This window comes from Streptomyces sp. NBC_00193 (assembly GCF_026342735.1).
In the GTDB taxonomy this organism is placed as follows: domain Bacteria; phylum Actinomycetota; class Actinomycetes; order Streptomycetales; family Streptomycetaceae; genus Streptomyces; species Streptomyces stoeckheimensis.
The window spans coordinates 2231275-2246943 of the sequence record NZ_JAPEMM010000001.1 but is presented as its reverse complement, the minus strand read 5'-3'; the positions used below and the strand labels follow the sequence as shown (position 1 = coordinate 2246943).

At 71.7% G+C, this 15669-nt stretch carries 14 protein-coding genes; 12 read left to right on the top strand and 2 right to left on the bottom strand.

Annotation, left to right across the window (positions count from 1 at the left end):
- The first annotated feature begins 15 nt into the window (after positions 1–15).
- The 11 genes from OG898_RS09710 to OG898_RS09660 all read left to right on the top strand — a co-directional run bounded on the left by OG898_RS09710 (position 16) and on the right by OG898_RS09660 (position 8609).
- Positions 16–1017, top strand: a complete 1002-nt coding sequence (locus tag OG898_RS09710) for a Rossmann-like and DUF2520 domain-containing protein (protein WP_250752781.1) — start codon at positions 16–18, stop codon at positions 1015–1017.
- Positions 1017–2021: a pantoate--beta-alanine ligase gene (gene panC / locus OG898_RS09705; RefSeq protein WP_250752857.1), complete on the top strand. Its 1005-nt coding sequence runs from the start codon at positions 1017–1019 to the stop codon at positions 2019–2021. Before OG898_RS09710 ends, panC begins: the two co-directional genes overlap by 1 nt.
- On the top strand, positions 2018–3793 hold the full coding sequence (locus tag OG898_RS09700; protein WP_250752783.1) for an L-aspartate oxidase: 1776 nt from the start codon (positions 2018–2020) through the stop codon (positions 3791–3793). Before panC ends, OG898_RS09700 begins: the two co-directional genes overlap by 4 nt.
- Positions 3794–3795: 2 nt before the next feature.
- Positions 3796–4797, top strand: a complete 1002-nt coding sequence (gene nadC, locus OG898_RS09695) for a carboxylating nicotinate-nucleotide diphosphorylase (RefSeq protein WP_250752785.1) — start codon at positions 3796–3798, stop codon at positions 4795–4797.
- 3 nt (positions 4798–4800) lie between these two features.
- Entirely contained in the window at positions 4801–5610 is an 810-nt protein-coding gene (locus OG898_RS09690) for a type III pantothenate kinase (RefSeq protein ID WP_250752787.1), read from the top strand.
- A gap of 245 nt (positions 5611–5855) precedes the next feature.
- A complete protein-coding gene (locus OG898_RS09685; protein WP_250752801.1) occupies positions 5856–6041 on the top strand; it encodes a DUF397 domain-containing protein in 186 nt (61 codons plus the stop codon).
- A 72-nt stretch (positions 6042–6113) separates the two neighbouring features.
- Positions 6114–6752: a hypothetical protein gene (locus tag OG898_RS09680; protein ID WP_250752804.1), complete on the top strand. Its 639-nt coding sequence runs from the start codon at positions 6114–6116 to the stop codon at positions 6750–6752.
- Positions 6753–6765: 13 nt separating this feature from the next.
- Entirely contained in the window at positions 6766–6939 is a 174-nt protein-coding gene (locus OG898_RS09675) for a hypothetical protein (protein WP_250752807.1), read from the top strand.
- 126 nt (positions 6940–7065) lie between these two features.
- Complete coding sequence (locus OG898_RS09670; protein WP_266960163.1) at positions 7066–7563, top strand: BlaI/MecI/CopY family transcriptional regulator; 498 nt, start codon at positions 7066–7068, stop codon at positions 7561–7563.
- 9 nt (positions 7564–7572) lie between these two features.
- Positions 7573–8103: an amino-acid N-acetyltransferase gene (locus OG898_RS09665; protein WP_250752813.1), complete on the top strand. Its 531-nt coding sequence runs from the start codon at positions 7573–7575 to the stop codon at positions 8101–8103.
- Positions 8104–8270: 167 nt separating this feature from the next.
- Positions 8271–8609 (top strand): Lsr2 family protein, encoded by a 339-nt coding sequence (locus OG898_RS09660; protein WP_250752815.1) that lies wholly within the window; start codon positions 8271–8273, stop codon positions 8607–8609.
- Here the strand turns inward: OG898_RS09660 and OG898_RS09655 are convergent.
- Complete coding sequence (locus OG898_RS09655) at positions 8591–9271, bottom strand: SCO3374 family protein (RefSeq protein WP_266956173.1); 681 nt, start codon at positions 9269–9271, stop codon at positions 8591–8593. The two genes, OG898_RS09660 and OG898_RS09655, sit on opposite strands and share 19 nt — an antisense overlap.
- A 487-nt stretch (positions 9272–9758) precedes the next feature.
- On the opposite strand from OG898_RS09655, the gene OG898_RS09650 reads away from it, so the two are divergent.
- Positions 9759–12284, top strand: a complete 2526-nt coding sequence (locus tag OG898_RS09650; protein ID WP_250752819.1) for an ATP-dependent Clp protease ATP-binding subunit — start codon at positions 9759–9761, stop codon at positions 12282–12284.
- Between the two features lie 85 nt (positions 12285–12369).
- Here OG898_RS09650 and OG898_RS09645 read toward each other — a convergent pair whose 3' ends face one another.
- A complete protein-coding gene (locus OG898_RS09645) occupies positions 12370–15363 on the bottom strand; it encodes an NACHT domain-containing NTPase (protein ID WP_266956171.1) in 2994 nt (997 codons plus the stop codon).
- Between the last annotated feature and the right edge of the window lie 306 nt (positions 15364–15669).

Sequence of the window (15669 nt, the reverse complement as noted above, 5' to 3'; positions counted from 1 at the left end):
ACGCCAGCAGCTAGCATGGCGGCGTATCGTCCGGTACCCCCCGCGGACCGGAACGGAACGGAAGGCCTCCCCCGCGTGAACACAGCCCCCCAGGCGGAGCGCCCCGCCCGGCTCTCCGTCGGTGTCGTCGGAGCCGGCCGGGTCGGCCCCGCGCTGGCTTGTGCCCTGCAGCAGACCGGGCACCGTCCCGTCGCCGTGTCCGGTGTCTCCGACGCCTCGCGGCGCCGGGCCGAGCGGATGCTGCCCGGTGTGCCCGTCGTGTCTCCCGCGCAGGTGCTGGAGGTCTCCGACCTCGTGCTGCTGACCGTCCCCGACGACGCCCTGCCGTCCCTGGTGGAGGGCCTCGCCGAGACCGGCGCGGTCCGCCCCGGACAGCTCCTCGTCCACACCTCCGGGCGGTACGGGGTCTCGGTGCTGGACCCCGCGCGCCGTGCGGGCGCGCTCCCGCTGGCCCTGCACCCCGCGATGACCTTCACCGGCACCGAGGTCGACGTGCAGCGCCTCGCGGGCTGCTCCTTCGGGGTGACCGCCCCGGACGAGCTGCGGCTCGCCGCCGAGGCCCTGGTCATCGAGATGGGCGGGGAGCCCGAGTGGATCGCCGAGGTGAACCGCCCGCTCTACCACGCGGCCCTCGCCCTCGGCGCGAACCACCTGGTCACCCTGGTCGCCCAGTCGATGGAACTGCTGGCCAAGGCGGGCGTCGAACACCCGAACCGGATGCTCGGCCCGCTCCTCGGCGCGGCCCTCGACAACGCCCTGCGCTCCGGTGACGCCGCCCTGACCGGCCCGGTGGCCCGCGGTGACGCCGGTACCGTCGCCGCGCACGTCTCGGAGCTGCGCAAGCACGCACCGGGCACCGTCGCCGGGTACCTCGCGATGGCCCGTACGACCGCCGACCGCGCCCTCGCGCACGGTCTGCTCAAGCCCGAACTGGCCGAGGACCTCCTCGGCGTGCTCGCCGACGGCGCGGACGATCCCATCTCCGGCCCCGAGGGACGCGAAGGCGGCGAACTGTGATCCTCCTCGACACCGCAGAGGCCCTGCACGGCCTGGCACGCACCACCGCCGAGGCCGCCGGCCGCCGCGCCGTCGTCATGACCATGGGCGCCCTCCACGAGGGCCACGCCACCCTGGTCCGCACCGCCCGCGAGCACGTCGGCCCCACCGGCCAGGTCGTGGTGACCGTCTTCGTCAATCCCCTCCAGTTCGGGGCGAACGAGGACCTCGACCGCTACCCCCGCACCCTCGACGCCGACCTCCTCATCGCCGAGGAGGCCGGCGCCGACGCCGTGTTCGCCCCGGCCGTCGACGAGGTCTACCCCGGCGGCGACCCCCAGGTCCGGATCACCGCCGGCCCGATGGGCGGCCGCCTCGAAGGCGCCACCCGCCCCGGCCACTTCGACGGCATGCTGACCGTCGTCGCCAAGCTGCTCCACCTCACCCGCCCCGACCTGGCCTTCTTCGGCCAGAAGGACGCGCAGCAACTGGCGCTGATCCGGCGGATGGTGACCGACCTGAACTTCCCCGTGGAGGTGGTCGGCGTACCGACCGTCCGCGAGCCGGACGGGCTCGCGCTGTCCTCCCGCAACCGCTACCTCTCCGCCAAGGAGCGCGGCACCGCCCTCGCGCTGTCCCGCGCCCTGTTCGCCGGCCGCGACCGCCTCGCCGCGCAGTCCGCGCTGCGCGCCCGCGCCGAGGCGCAGGCGCCCCCGGCCGGCGACGAGCGGGCCACCGGCCTGGCCCGGCTCGGCGAGATCCGCGCCTCCGCCGACGCGCACGCCGTCGCCGCGGCCGGCGCCGGGCTGCCGGAGGCCGTACGGGCCGCCGCGCGGCACGTCCTGGAGGAGGCGGGCCGCCACGATCCGCCGCTCGTCCTGGACTACCTGGCGCTGGTGGACCCCCAGGACTTCACCGAGGCCGGCCACGGCTTCACCGGTCAGGCCGTGCTGGCCGTCGCCGCGAAGGTGGGCGCGACCCGGCTGATCGACAACATCCCATTGGAGTTCGGAGCACAACCGTGAGCACCCCAGGCAGAGGCCCCGCCACCGCGGGCACCAGCACCGGCATACGGCTCCACGCCCCGGCGCCCGGCTGGTCCGTAGACGCCGATGTCGTGGTGGTCGGGTCCGGAGTCGCCGGACTGACCGCCGCACTGCGCTGCGCGGCCGCGGGCCGCCGTACCGTCGTGGTCACCAAGGCCCGGCTCGACGACGGCTCCACCCGCTGGGCCCAGGGCGGCATCGCCGCCGCCCTCGGCGACGGGGACACCCCCGAGCAGCACCTCGACGACACCCTCGTCGCCGGCGCCGGCCTGTGCGACGAGGCCGCAGTCCGGCTCCTGGTCACCGAGGGCCCCGACGCCGTACGCCGACTCATCGCGACCGGCGCCGTCTTCGACACCTCCGCCGAGACCGGCGAGATCGAGCTGACCCGCGAGGGCGGTCACCACCGCCGCCGCATCGCGCACGCCGGCGGGGACGCCACGGGCGCCGAGATCTCCCGCGCGCTCGTCGAGGCCGTCCAGGCCGCCGGCATCGAGACCGTCGAGAACGCCCTGGTCCTGGACCTGCTCCTGGACGCGCAGGGCCGTACCGCGGGCGTCACCCTGCACGTCATGGGCGAGGGCCAGCACGACGGGGTCGGCGCCGTCCACGCGCCCGCCGTGATCCTCGCGACCGGCGGCATGGGCCAGGTCTTCTCCGCGACCACCAACCCGTCGGTCTCCACCGGCGACGGCGTGGCCCTCGCCCTGCGCGCCGGCGCCGAGGTCTCCGACCTCGAATTCGTCCAGTTCCACCCCACCGTGCTCTTCCTCGGCGCCGACGCCGAGGGCCAGCAGCCCCTGGTGTCGGAGGCCGTCCGCGGCGAGGGCGCGTACCTCGTCGACGCCGACGGGGTCCGCTTCATGACCGGCCAGCACGAGCTCGCCGAGCTCGCCCCCCGCGACATCGTCGCCAAGGGCATCATGCGCCGCATGCAGGAGCAGGGCACGCAGCACATGTACCTGGACGCCCGGCACTTCGGCGCCGAGATGTGGGAGCAGCGCTTCCCCACCATCCTGGCCGCCTGCCGCTCGCACGGCATCGACCCGGTCACCGAGCCCATCCCGGTCGCCCCGGCCGCGCACTACGCCTCCGGCGGCGTACGGACCGACCTGCACGGCCGCACCACCGTCCCCGGGCTGTACGCCTGCGGCGAGGTCGCCTGCACCGGAGTGCACGGCGCGAACCGGCTGGCCTCCAACTCCCTGCTGGAGGGCCTGGTCTTCGCCGAGCGCATCGCCGACGACATCATCGGGAACCCGCCCGTGGGCACCGGCCCCGGCATCCCCGTCCCGGCCACCGGCCCCCTCCAGCCCGCCGAGGCGCGCTACGAGATCCAGCGCATCATGACCGACGGCGCGGGCGTGCTCCGCTCCGCCGAGTCGCTGCGCCGGGCCGCGGCCGCGCTCGAAGCCCTGTACGCGACGGCGCTGACGGAGCTGGAGACCCGGGGCAAGACGGCCGTGCCCGGCACCGAGACCTGGGAGGCCACCAACCTCCTGTGCGTGGCCCGGGTGCTGGTCGCCGCCGCCCAGCGGCGCGCGGAGACGCGCGGCTGCCACTGGCGCGAGGACCACCCCGACCGGGACGACGCGGACTGGCGGCGCCACCTGGTCGTCCGCCTGTCGGAGACCGAGCGCCGGGCCCTGGTCGTCACCACCACCGACTCGGCGGACTTCCCGTCCGTACGGATCCCCTTGAGCACAGACACTCCCGACAGCACCCGCAGCACCGACAGCCTGGAGCGGTAACCGTGAGCACGCACGAGCACGACCACACCACCCACGATCACGAGGAGCTCCCGCTCCTCGACCAGAGCGAGGGCGGCGGCTGCGGCGACGGCTGCGCCTGCGGCGAGGGCGAGGAGACCGGCCTGGACCCGGCGCTCGCCCAGCTCCTGGTGGACGCGGGCCTGGACCCCATCGAGGTCGAGGACATCGCGCACATGGCGATCTCCGAGGACCTCGACGGCGGGGTCGACGTCACCACCGTCGCCACCGTCCCCGAGGACGCCGTCGCCACGGCCGACTTCACCGCCCGCGAGGCCGGCACGGTCGCAGGCCTGCGTGTCGCCGAGGCCGTGCTCTCCGTCGTGTGCACCGACACCTTCGAGGTGGAGCGGCACGTCGAGGACGGCGAGCGGGTCGAGGCCGGCCAGGTGCTGCTGTCCGTACGGGCCCGCACCCGGGACCTGCTCACCGGCGAGCGCAGCGCGCTGAACCTGCTCTGCCTGATGTCGGGCATCGCCACGGCCACCCGCGCCTGGGCCGACGAGCTGGAGGGCACCAAGGCCAAGGTCCGCGACACCCGCAAGACCACCCCCGGCCTGCGCTGCCTGGAGAAGTACGCGGTCCGCTGCGGCGGCGGCGTCAACCACCGGATGTCGCTGTCCGACGCGGCGCTGGTGAAGGACAACCACGTGATCGCGGCGGGCGGCGTCCGCGAGGCGTTCAAGGCCGTGCGCGAGCAGTTCCCCGACCTCCCCATCGAGGTCGAGGTGGACACCCTCCAGCAGGTCCGCGAGGCCCTGGACGCGGGCGCGGACCTGATCCTGCTCGACAACTTCACGCCCATCGAGACCGAGGAAGCGGTGGCGCTGGTCCACGGCCGCGCCGTCCTGGAGTCCTCGGGCCGCCTCACCATGCACAACGCGCGCGCCTACGCCGAGACCGGCGTCGACTACCTCGCCGTCGGCGGGCTCACCCACTCCTCCCCGATCCTGGACATCGGCCTCGATCTGCGCGAGGCGGTGTAACCGATGCTCCTCACCATCGACGTGGGCAACTCCCATACGGTCCTTGGCCTGTTCGACGGTGACGAGATCGTCGAGCACTGGCGCGTCTCGACCGACCCGCGCCGCACGGCCGACGAGATGGCCGTGCTGATGCAGGGCCTGATGGGCATGCACCCGATGCTCGGCAACGAACTGGGCGACGGCATCCACGGCATCGCGATCTGCTCGACGGTGCCGGCGGTGCTGCACGAGCTCCGCGAGGTGACCCGCCGCTACTACGGGGACGTCCCGGCGGTGATCGTGGAGCCCGGCACCAAGACGGGCGTACCGATCCTGATGGACAACCCGAAGGAGGTCGGCGCGGACCGCATCGTCAACGCCGTCGCCGCCGCCGAGCTCTACGGCGGTCCCGCGATCGTCGTCGACTTCGGTACGGCGACCACCTTCGACGCCGTCTCCGCGAAGGGCGAGTACGTCGGCGGGGTCATCTCCCCGGGCATCGAGATCTCCATGGAGGCCCTCGGCGTACGGGGCGCCCAGCTCCGCAAGATCGAGCTGGCCCGCCCGCGCAACGTCATCGGCAAGTCCACGGTCGAGGCGATGCAGTCGGGCGTGGTCTACGGGTTCGCCGGCCAGGTCGACGGGATCGTGAACCGCATGGCCAAGGAGCTGGCCGGCCCGAACGGCGTCCCGGACGACGTCCGCGTCATCGCCACCGGCGGCCTGGCGCCGATCGTCCTCGGCGAGGCCGAGGCCATCGACGACCACGAGCCCTGGCTCACCCTGATCGGCCTGAGGCTGGTCTACGAGCGCAACGCGCCCGCCTTCGGCTGACGAGGCTGCCCCGCCCGACGCGACGGCCCCCGCCCTCCCTCCGGAGGCCGGGGGCCGCTCCGGTCCCACGGGCCACGGGCCGGGCCCCCGATCGGCTCTCCGGGCCTTTACCGCGTCCTGACGCCCGCCATGACAATTTCCCCGGAAATGGTCGGAGCGCGGCCGTCGTGGGGTTACCTTCGCCCCACGAGAAATACCGGGAGCCCGTCCACGGCGCCACAGCGCCTGTGACCGGAGGAGACGCCATGAACGCTCGGCCCGCCTGGCAGAAGTCCTCGTTCTGCGGCGAGGGGGACAACTGCGTGTACGTCAGCGCCGCCCCCGGCACCCTGGTCCGCGTGGCGGACCGCGCCGACCCGGCCCACCTGGTCCTCGCCACCACCCAGGCCGCCTGGGCCGATTTCCTGCGCGTGGTCAAGCAGCCGGACTAGCCCGCCTCCCGACACGCGCCCTGTACGTGTCCACTCAAGGGATTTTGTCCGATTAGCGCGTATCTTCGGCCCATGCCCACGCCCTACGGATCCCGCGGCGGCATGGCGTTCGGTGCCGATGAGCTTCACGTGCTCAGGCGCTCGCTCGCTCACGCCCTTCAGTCCTCGACGGCCCCTCTGACGGCCGTCGAGGTCCAGGACTGCCTGCGCCTCGCGGCGTCGGTGGACGACGCGGTCCAGGAGGCGGGGAGGCTCAGAGCCTTCCTCCTGGCCGACCTGGCGCGGTACAGAGCCGCCCTGCCCGGCAGCCTCACCGGCTACCTGGAGCTGCTGCAGGACGCCCTGGCCGCCGGCTACGAACCGGTGCCGGACGACCTCGCGGCCCTCCGGGCGCTGCGCGCCAACCCGGTCGCCGGCGCCCTGCTGGAGCGGGCCCAGACCATCGCGGAGCGCTCCGTACGCCGCAGGCTGTCCACGGCGCCCGCGCCGCGCACCCGGCTGCTGACCCTCGCGGGCGGCACCGACACGCGGGCCGCCGACCCGCGCGGCACCGAAGGGGGCGGCTCCGACAAGGAGGGCGACCCCGCGCGGCCGAAGCCCGAACCGCGCCCCGACGACCGTCCGGGCCGCCCCATCCCGACTCCGGGCGAGGTCTTCCCGCCGCGCCGCAAGCCCAGCCCGCCCCCGGAGGCCGGGCGCGCGGTCGGGTAGCTAGGCTGGGGGCATGGACTACGTTTCCGCGCTCGTGCCCCCCTTCGTGATGGCCGTGTTCTTCATCGCGCTCGTCGTGACGATCGTGAAGAGCCAGGGCGGTGCCAACAAGGCCAAGGAGGACGCGGCCGTCGACGCCGTGCTCGCCCGCGCCGAGGCCGCTCAGCAGTCCCAGCCCCAGAAGTAGCCCCCCCTCGCCGGGGGACGGGCGTACGGCTTCCGAAGCCGTACGCCCGATTTTGTTGCGCCTTGCCGCCCGGATAGCCGCGCAATTCACCACAACCCGCACTATCGTGCTGCTGTGCCTCGCCCCTTGGGAGAACTCGAAGACGCAGTCATGACGCGGGTGTGGCAGTGGAACCGCCCGGTCACCGTTCGCGAAGTCCTGGAAGACCTGCAGCAGGAACGGTCCATCGCGTACACCACGGTCATGACCGTTATGGACAATCTTCATCAGAAGGGCTGGGTCCGCCGCGAAGCGGAAGGCCGCGCCTATCGATATACGGCGGTCTCCACCCGGGCCGCTTACTCGGCCGCACTGATGAACGAAGCCTGGTCGACGAGCGACAACCCCGCGGCCGCCCTCGTGGCCTTCTTCGGCATGATGTCGGCGGAACAGCGCGAGGCGCTCAGGGACGCGGTACGCATCGTGCAGCCGGCGGAACCCGAAGTCACCCCGGAAGCCGCACACTCCCCGGAACCCGCGCTCTCCCCGGAACCCGAAGCCTCCCCGGAGTCCGCCGACTCCCCGGCGCCGCCGCCCGCCGCCGAAGGCGACTCCGCGGCACCGGGCACCGCGCCGGGGCGATAACGTCCGGGCATGGGTGAGTTTTCCGCTGCACATGCAAAAACAGTGACGATCCGCCGAGCGCGCACCGGTGATGTTCCCGCGCTGCGCCGCCTCCTCGACCAGTACGTACAGCAGCGGATCCTGCTGGACAAAGCGCCGGTCGTCCTTTATGAGGACATCCAGGAGTTCTGGGTCGCGGAACGCGACTCCGATGGCCAGGTGGTCGGCTGCGGTGCGCTCCACGTGATGTGGGAAGACCTGGCCGAAGTCCGCACTCTTGCCGTCGACCGCGACTTGAAGGGCGTGGGAGTCGGTCATCTGGTGCTCGACAAGTTGCTGGAGACCGCCCGGAGGGTAGGTGTCAGCCGGGTTTTCTGCCTGACCTTCGAAGTGGACTTCTTCGCGAAGCACGGCTTCGTCGAGATCGGCGAGACCCCGGTCGAGACCGATGTGTACATGGAGCTGCTGCGTTCCTATGACGAGGGTGTCGCCGAGTTCCTCGGTCTCGAACGAGTGAAGCCGAACACCTTGGGCAACAGTCGGATGCTTCTGCACCTCTGATCGATCACGGCGGGGATTTCACGGGAGCCCCCGGCTCCGTGGCCTATGTCCGAATCGCGCATGTTTCCCGACCCGTTGCGGACCCGAACCCGTGACGGGGGGTTTGTGTTTTCCAGGCAAAAGCGGTTTCCTTTCCGCGTACTGCTTTTCGATGAAAGGAAATCCCGGTGGCACAGAAGGTTCAGGTCCTTCTTGTCGACGACCTCGACGGCGGCGAGGCGGACGAGACGGTGACGTTCGCTCTGGATGGCAAGACCTACGAGATCGACCTCACCACCGCCAACGCTGAAAAGCTCCGCGGCCTCCTCGACCCGTTCACCAAGGGCGGTCGCCGCACCGGTGGCCGTGCCGCGGCGGGTCGGACCAAGGGCGGCCGCGCCGCCGCGACGTCCGGCAACCCGGACACGGCCGAGATCCGCGCCTGGGCCAAGGCCCAGGGCATGAGCGTCAACGATCGCGGCCGCGTTCCGCAGGAGATCCGCGAGGCTTACGAGAACCGGGGCTGACCTCCGGTCGGATTCCCGGTGCCGATGCGATGCGCAGCGGCCGTACGCCGTCGCAGCCGCGCCCGGTGGCATTCCGTCGCCGCCGCCGCGACCAGGCGTACGAGACCGGGCCCGGCGGCGCCCGCGCCACGACCGGGCCCGGAGCCCTGCCCCGCAACGGGCAGGGCGGGCAGCAGTGCCTCACACCCCTGCTCGGGGGGCCGCAGCCACACGGCGGCCCCCTGAGGGCTTTCCCCGGGCCCCACCAGGTGTCCCGGCGGCGTCGGAGCGGTGATCCGGCCACCCGTACCCAGGGCGGCGAGATCCAGGGCCACCCCGCCCCACTCCAGCCAGTCGAGCAGCCCTTCCAGCTCGTCGGCGCTCCCCGGAGCCACCAGGAACCGCATCCTGCGCCCCATCAGTGCCACGGGACCCGTGGCGGCGCCGCAGGGGCCGCGGAGCACCGCGGTGCCGGCATCGGCCGGCAGCTCCAGTACGTCGAACCGCACCCCGGTCACCAGCTGCGCGGGCGGACCGCCGGCCACGGGCCAGCCGAGCAGGCGTTCGTACCAGGACGCCAGCGCTTCGGCCGCGTCGGCCGCATCGGTTGCGGAACCGGTCGGGGGCGACCCGATCGGCACGCGGGGGAGCGGGACGGTGAGGGGCGGCGCGGTGAGGGCCATGTCCGGAGCAACTGCGGAAACGCTTCGGAGTTACGCGGGAGGAGACGCCCGATGTGACGCAGGGCACTCGGATCAATGCGGAACGTAAACGTCCGAGGAGCCGGAGTCTCACATTCGGGACGGAAGCGTGTTCGCCCGTAGCGGAGGGAACAGTCGTCCACCAGCGTGAACTGTCCGCTCTTACGGGTAAGACATTCCTAGTGGATCGGGGCGACACGCTGATTTGCAGGGTCCGAGACCGGCTTCCGTTCGCCATCGGCGTACACGTGTGACGGGTATCTGCCTGGCCTGCGGGAACATCGTCTCGCACCATCGGGTTGGAGCAGTTGTCGGCACTTACAGCCGGGTTTTCCCACGGACGTGAGGGTGAGCCGCGGACGGATGTCGGCAGTTGGAATGAGCTGTCCCGCCCCGCGGGACTAGCATGCGGAAGGACAGGGCGGGGACCGACCCCGAACTGCCCGACCGCTCTGAGGAGCGATAAACGATGTTCGAGAGGTTCACCGACCGCGCGCGGCGGGTTGTCGTCCTGGCTCAGGAAGAAGCCCGGATGCTCAACCACAACTACATCGGCACCGAGCACATCCTCCTGGGCTTGATCCACGAGGGTGAGGGTGTCGCCGCTAAGGCCTTGGAGAGCCTCGGGATTTCGCTCGAGGCTGTTCGCCAGCAGGTTGAGGAGATCATCGGACAGGGGCAGCAGGCCCCTTCCGGCCACATCCCCTTCACCCCGCGGGCGAAGAAGGTCCTGGAGCTTTCGCTCCGAGAGGCCCTCCAGCTCGGCCACAACTACATCGGCACCGAGCACATCCTGCTCGGCCTCATTCGCGAGGGCGAGGGCGTCGCCGCCCAGGTCCTGGTGAAGCTGGGCGCCGATCTCAACCGAGTCCGGCAGCAGGTCATCCAGCTGCTCTCCGGCTACTCCGGCGGAGGCAAGGAGTCGGCCACGGCCGGCGGCCCGGCCGAGGGCACGCCCTCGACCTCGCTCGTCCTGGACCAGTTCGGCCGCAACCTCACGCAGGCAGCTCGCGAATCCAAGCTCGACCCGGTCATCGGGCGCGAGAAGGAGATCGAGCGGGTCATGCAGGTGCTCTCCCGCCGGACCAAGAACAACCCGGTCCTCATCGGCGAGCCCGGCGTCGGCAAGACCGCCGTCGTCGAGGGCCTGGCCCAGGCGATCGTCAAGGGCGAGGTTCCCGAGACCCTCAAGGACAAGCACCTCTACACGCTTGACCTGGGTGCCCTGGTTGCCGGTTCCCGCTACCGCGGTGACTTCGAAGAGCGCCTCAAGAAGGTGCTCAAGGAGATCCGCACCCGCGGCGACATCATCCTGTTCATCGACGAGCTCCACACCCTCGTGGGTGCGGGTGCCGCCGAGGGCGCGATCGACGCCGCCAGCATCCTGAAGCCCATGCTGGCCCGTGGTGAGCTCCAGACCATCGGTGCCACGACGCTGGACGAGTACCGCAAGCACCTTGAGAAGGACGCCGCTCTCGAGCGCCGCTTCCAGCCGATCCAGGTGGCGGAGCCTTCCCTCCAGCACACCATCGAGATCCTCAAGGGCCTGCGCGACCGCTACGAGGCCCACCACCGCGTCTCCATCACGGACGAGGCCCTCGTGCAGGCGGCCACCCTGGCCGACCGGTACATCTCGGACCGCTTCCTCCCGGACAAGGCGATCGACCTGATCGACGAGGCCGGCTCCCGGATGCGCATCCGCCGGATGACCGCGCCGCCGGACCTCCGCGAGTTCGACGAGAAGATCGCGAACGTGCGTCGCGACAAGGAGTCGGCCATCGACTCCCAGGACTTCGAGAAGGCGGCTTCCCTCCGTGATTCGGAGAAGCAGCTGCTGGCGGCGAAGGCCAAGCGCGAGAAGGAATGGAAGGCCGGCGACATGGACGTCGTCGCCGAGGTCGACGGCGAGCTCATCGCCGAAGTCCTGGCGACCGCGACCGGCATTCCGGTGTTCAAGCTGACCGAGGAGGAGTCCTCGCGACTCCTGCGCATGGAGGACGAGCTCCACCGTCGCGTCATCGGCCAGAAGGACGCCATCAAGGCGCTCTCCCAGGCGATCCGCCGCACCCGTGCGGGTCTGAAGGACCCGAAGCGTCCCGGTGGCTCGTTCATCTTCGCCGGCCCGTCCGGTGTCGGTAAGACCGAGCTCTCCAAGACGCTCGCCGAATTCCTCTTCGGCGACGAGGACGCGCTGATCTCCCTCGACATGTCGGAGTTCAGCGAGAAGCACACGGTTTCCCGTCTCTTCGGTTCGCCCCCCGGCTACGTGGGCTACGAAGAGGGCGGCCAGCTGACCGAGAAGGTCCGCCGGAAGCCGTTCTCCGTCGTCCTCTTCGACGAGGTCGAGAAGGCCCACCCGGATATCTTCAATTCCCTTCTCCAGATCCTGGAAGACGGTCGCCTGACCGACTCCCAGGGCCGGGTCGTGGACTTCAAGAACACGGTCATCATCATGACGACCAACCTGGGTACCCGGGACATCTCGAAGGGCTTCAACCTCGGCTTCGCGGCCCAGGGAGACACCAAGACCGGATACGACCGGATGAAGGCGAAGGTCAACGAAGAGCTCAAGCAGCACTTCCGGCCCGAGTTCCTCAACCGCGTCGACGACACGGTCGTCTTCCACCAGCTCACCGAGGAAGACATCGTCCAGATCGTCGACCTGATGATCGCCAAGGTGGACGACCGCCTGAAGGACCGTGACATGGGCATCGAGCTCAGCACGGAAGCGAAGGCACTGCTGGCCAAGAAGGGCTACGACCCGATCATGGGTGCCCGCCCGCTGCGCCGCACGATCCAGCGCGAGATCGAGGACATCCTGTCGGAGAAGATCCTCTTCGGCGAGCTGCGCCCCGGTCACATCGTGGTCGTCGGCAAGGAGGGTGAGGGCGACGAAGCCAAGTTCACCTTCCGCGGTGAGGAGAAGACTCCGATCTCGGACCTTCCCCCCATCGAGGCGTCGGGCTCCGGCCCGGACCTCACCAAGGGTGCGTAAGCGCTAGCCGCTCACAGCGGTACGAAGGGGCGGCCCCGGGACCGAAAGGTTCCGGGGCCGCCCCTTTGCCGTGGGCGGCCGGCGGTCAGACCTCGTACGCCTGCGGCACCATCTCCAGCTCGGCGTGCGGGAAGCGGCCGAGCAGCCGTTCCTCGATCCCGTCCTCCCACGGCTCGTCGTCGTCGTAGAACCTCACGGTCCGCAGCGAGGGCAGATCGGCGAACTCGGCGAGGCCGGCCAGTACGGCGCAGGACACGGAGATCTCCTGCAGCTCCTTGAGGGCCGAGAGCTCCGCCCAGGCGGCGGCGCTGTCGGGCCGCCAGGAACGGCCGAGTTCGAGGCGCCGCAGGCTCGTGAGCCGGCCCAGACCGGCCAGGTCCGGGTCCGCCACGTCCAGCTCGATCGCTTCCGGCCGGGCTTCGGGGGAGACGTCCGTGAAGGACCAGGCCCCGTCCCTGCCGTGCAGGGTGAGCCTGCGCAGCCGGGGCCAGGACGCAACGGCCCGGCGGAGGGGCAGATCGCTGCCGATGTAGAGGGACACGTCCTCCAGGGGCAGCCCGTGCAGTGGACTCAGGTCCTGCAGCTCGGACCAGCCGTTGATGACGAGGCGCCGCAGCGAGGTGTGGCCGCGCAGGAACTCCAGGTCCGTCCCGCCGCCGAAGTACCAGAAGGTCAGCCCCGACACCGGCTGGCGGGCCAGGAAGGCTGCCAGGGCCTTGCGGCTGACCTTGTTGCCGATCTGCAGGTCGGGCGGGCCGGTGAAGGAGGTCAGGGCCGCCAGCTGGTCGTCCGAGTCGACGACGAGGTTCCTGGGCGGCGGGTCCATGTGCGCGAGCACCTGGGCGGCGTACCGGCGGGTGTCGAACCCGCTCCATGCGCGGACCAGCAGCTCCCGGACCTCCTCGTCGGAGTTCCGGCAGTAGCCGGCGAGGTAGCCGACGGTCTCCTCGGATCCGGCCGCCACGGCCGCCCTCACCGAAAGGCGGGCATCGCTGCCCCGGGCGTCCTCGCCGCGGGGCAGCAGGTCCAGGACGAGCGGCCCGACCCGGCCGAGCGCCTCGGCGGCGTTCCTGTCCGCGGGCGGGACGAGACGGCGGGCGGCCCTCCGGACGTCCTCGCGCAGCTCCGGTTCCAGCTCGGCCGCGTACTCCAGCGACGCGAGGGCCAGCAGGACCGCCCGGTCCGTGTTCCGGACCAGCAGGTCGCGGACGATCGCCGCGCGTTCGAGGGGGCGGCCCTGGGCCACGGCCATGCGGATGACGTCCTCCCACTGGTCGTCGTCCGCGTGCCGGGTCAGCTCGCCGAGGCCGCCCTCGTCCAGGGCCGCCCGGGCCCCCAGGAAGTCCTGGAAGGTGCGGTGGACGAACTCCAGGGTGTCCTCCGTGGGGGCCCGCAGGAGGCCGGTCCGGTCCAGGAGGTGCCGTAGGACGGCGTCGGCGTCGCCCATCGCCTGCGCGGCCGGTACGGCGGGCAGCGCGGCGGTGATCAGGGCCGTGGCCCGGTCCCGGCCGATCTCGGTGCGGCCGTTGCGGATGAGCCAGTACGCGAGCCGCTGGAGGAGCTGGAGCTGCGGCTCCTCGGCCAGCTCCGGCAGCCGCAGGTCCCGCTCGCGGTCGCGGCGGTGCAGCAGCATCGACAGGGCGGCCGCGTAGAGCTCCTTGCGGCCCGAGGGCAGGAAGCCCCGGCGCTCGCGGTGCAGGGCGCAGATCAGCCCGCACAGCAGCGGGTTGGTGGCGAGCCGGGCCAGCTCCGGTTTGGTGCGCAGGGAGGCCAGCAGCTGGTCGCGGAGTTCCTCCCCGGCCTCGGCCGCCGCGTGCCAGCGGGTGACGAAGGCGGCCACGGCCGTCTGGTCCATGGGGACGAGGGCCAGCTCGGAGAACTCCTCGTCGGCGAGCCAGTGCCGGCGGACCGCGGAAGGCCGCGAGGTGACCAGCCAGTAGTTGCCGGGGTAGGCGGCGAACAGATCCACGAGCCAGTCGCGGGCGCGGGCCCGCTCGGCTTCCGGGATCTCGTCGATGCCGTCGATCAGGACCAGGCCGCGGCCCCCGCCCAGGATCCGGTCCTCCCAGCCCTCCGGTGCCTGCCCCTTGAGCGCGGTGGCGGCCAGGAAGTCCTTGGCCGCGGGCAGCGGCTCCCCGTGCCGGGTCAGGGTCCGCAGGGGCAGCACGAAGGGGACGAGGCTGTCCCCGGACGGGGTCGCCCGTCCGGTGGTGACGGCCAGCTGCTGGATCAGCGTGGTCTTGCCGGAGCCGGCCTCGCCGCGCAGCAGGACGCGGTTGCGGCGCTGCGACCTCCCGGCCGCGGACCCGGCGAGGGGCCAGCTCCGGGTCCAGTTCAGCAGCCTTGGCCTGAGGGCGTTCCCGGAACTGGGGGAGACCACCTTCAGGTCCACGTAGGCCACCTCCAGCGGCCAGCGCGCCGAGCCGGGCGGCAGGTCGATCCCGAAGATCGTCAGCGTGCCGTGCCGTTGGGCGAGGTACTCCAGGTACCTGGTCTCGAACGCTGCGTCCTGGAGCTCCTGGCCGTCCTGGCGCGGGATCCGCGCGAGCAGGGCGTCGATCTTGGCGATCGCCTCGGCCTGGCGGCGGGACTGCTCGACCAGGGCCGCCGGGATGTAGGTGGAGCGGGTCGTGAAGAAGTGCAGGATGTGCAGGCAGGTGGTTTCCAGCAGCCGGTCGTGGAAGAGCTGCGCGTCCCGGCCCAGACCCGTGGCGGGCGCGGCCCTGCGCAGTGCGGCGGTGAAGGCGCGCGAGCCCATCGCGACCGCCTGGACGTCCTCCAGGGCCAGGTCCCCGAGGGAGTGCAGGGTGGCGGCCAGCGCGGCCGCGACGCCCGCCTCCTCGCCCGGAGGCAGCGGCTGCTCCCCGGGGGCCTGTAAGGCCTCCGCGACGAGCTTGTCGGCGAGTCGGCGCAGGTCGCCCCGGGACAGCACGCGCTGCTCGCGCAGGGAGACGTACGAGGAGATCCGCACGGGCCGGTCGACGAGGCCGGCGCCCGCGCCCTCCCCGCGGAAGAGCTTCTTCACGAGGGGGGTCACGACCCCCGAGGCCAGCCGGATCCCCAGCACGGATGCGTCCACGAGGCGGAGCGTAGCTCCGGCGTGACGTGGGTCGCAGGCCTTTGGTCCCGGCGACGGGCAGTCGGAGGTCCCGGACCGGTGACAAGCCGCACAGGGCAAATCGGACCTACTAGGAGCATTCGTAGAGATCCATGTCCGATTTGCCCCACCGGCGGGCCAGTGGGGAGGCGGTCAACAGGGCTGACAGCCCCCTCGGCACCTACGAGGCCGGGTAGTAACGGGGAGGTTTGGGGAAGCCGGGGTGCCCGGGTTACCAAGGATGAGCAAGCAAGCCCGGCACCCGCTCAGCGTGCCGGGTCCTTTCTT